At 58.9% G+C, this 2041-nt stretch carries 2 protein-coding genes; both read right to left on the minus strand.

Annotation, left to right across the window (positions count from 1 at the left end):
- Positions 1–171 precede the first annotated feature (171 nt).
- Entirely contained in the window at positions 172–777 is a 606-nt protein-coding gene (locus WCA53_RS07555; protein WP_423907551.1) for an RES family NAD+ phosphorylase, read from the minus strand.
- On the minus strand, positions 774–1439 hold the full coding sequence (locus WCA53_RS07560) for a hypothetical protein (RefSeq protein WP_423907553.1): 666 nt from the start codon (positions 1437–1439) through the stop codon (positions 774–776). Before WCA53_RS07560 ends, WCA53_RS07555 begins: the two co-directional genes overlap by 4 nt.
- Positions 1440–2041 lie beyond the last annotated feature (602 nt).

Below are 2041 nucleotides of genomic sequence, written 5' to 3' on the forward strand. Positions count from 1 at the left end.
GCCGGAAGAAATCTCGCTCTGTCACACGTGCTTTCGGACCCATTCAAACCTCGTCAGAATTTGCAGGGTTTCAAGCATTACAGTAATATGCCCGTATCCTGCAATTCCAGCAATCCGATTTCGCCCCTAAACGCCCGTTAGTAAAGGCTTTGGCGGTTGTTCAGGGCCGACTCAGTATGGCAGCACGTTGAACTCGCGTAGCACCCTCAGCGAGCCTGGGTAGTCCTGAAATTCCTTGTACGGGGACTTGGCGGTCAGCTTGCCAAGAGCCCGGTCGAACAATACAACGGCCTCCTCGGTATTCAGGTACGTCGACATGTAGACGAGTCCGTCCACTGTCGCCGGGTGCTTGTGAATCGCCAGCGACCACTGCTGCGGCAAGTCGTAGGGCACGATGGACGACAGGGACCCTTCCCCGCCTAGCCGCTTCAAGTGTTTGCCTGTCAGTACAGCCAGCTTCAGCTTGCCGGCTTTGAATCGTGCAACCCACCGGTCAAGCTCCGTGTATGGCATCTTGAAGCCGCCCCTGTCAGAGGTCCGGTCATGAAGCACCGTCTCTGCGAAAGCGCAGGCGAGTGTGAACCCGAAATAAGAGGTCCCGTACCGGTCGGCTCGAGGCAGATGGCCGCGTGGGTCATCGAACCGGTTCAGCCCAGATTTTCCAAAGTATGGTTCGCCGCCATTGTGGCGGGAAATGCGAACAAGCTTCGCCGCGTCGACTTCGATGACGGGCAAAACCAGCGAGGAGAAGGCAACATCAGGGAGGGTCAGGCTCAACGCGAGGCCTCCTCGGCGAACGCCGCCGCGACCCTGTTCACTAATTCTACCTTGCCCTTGCGGAGTGCCTCCAGCGGGTTGATGTCCCCGAGCGACCCCTTCGCCGTTGTGAAGAAGTCCCACTTGGTCCAGCCGGGCAGCTCACCGAGTATGCGTGAGACATTCTCCAGCGTGGCACGGTCGACCTTTCCCTCGGCGAAGAACGCCGGGAAGTAGCTCTGGCCTTCGACATCGACCGTAAAGAGCCGGCGCGCGCGCGAGGCGGCACTCACCGCTTGTCGGGTCAAGTTGAGCGCTGCTTGCAGGTCTGCCGACGAAAGCAACTGCCGCTTGATGAGGCTTCGCCTGAATGCACGCGAGGCCATGTCGAAGTCACCCTGCTTCACCGTCTCCGACGCAGCGTCGTTCGGTTCCTGCGGCAGCTCGAGGACAGCAGGCTCAGTCAAATGCCCGGCCACCGGGCCGTCCGTTTGTTCAATCATGCGTCTAAACGAGCGAGCTTTCTGCTTGATGAGCCGTCCGACTTCGGCATCGGGCATCTCAAAGATGACCTCGAGGTCTTCCGCGTAAGAGAGCGCGCCGGCCGCGTTGCCTAGCGCCCGATCAACGGAATCGCCAGCGGCGTGCTTGCTGACACGCTTCAGTGCCGTTGCTGTGGTCATTTCAAACCTCCTCCTTCGGAATTTCCATACCTGAAAGCATTGCACAAACCCCCACGATTGTTAAATAAGACAAGCATGACAAACGGCGGCGTTTGTCATCGCCATTCCGACAATTGGGGCAAAGGGCTGGTCTGTCGTCGGCATGAAAAAGCGCCCCAAAAGCTGCATGGGCTATGTCGATGGCCGTCAGACAAACGTAAGCATCACGGGTACCACTTAACGCCGGATTTACCACCCCAGGTCTCGCCTCTGGTCTGGCTTCGCTCGATATGTCACTTATCGGAGCATGGAGAGCCGGCTGCTCCCGCATTCCACATTGTGAAACGGGCTGGAGTGTCTTAAAAACGGACGATTCAATGTGGATCCCAGTCCTTCTGCCAATCACACATCGCCCCAGCCTTACGGTGGTGGGGTTACCTGCCACTTGAGCAGGCGCAGGCCCTTTAACGGGGAGCCAAGCCGAGACGCGTCCGCAGCCGTGATGGCAGCGGTTCAGTTGGGTGGCGCTACACCCGGTTAATTGTCCTGCCGCAGCAGGGTTGGGCCGTTGCGACTCACCATGGCTGGTGGTCGCTGCGTCGACGACGCGGCCTCTGTTGACT

This window comes from Caballeronia sp. (assembly GCF_049581465.1).
Taxonomy (GTDB): domain Bacteria; phylum Pseudomonadota; class Gammaproteobacteria; order Burkholderiales; family Burkholderiaceae; genus Caballeronia.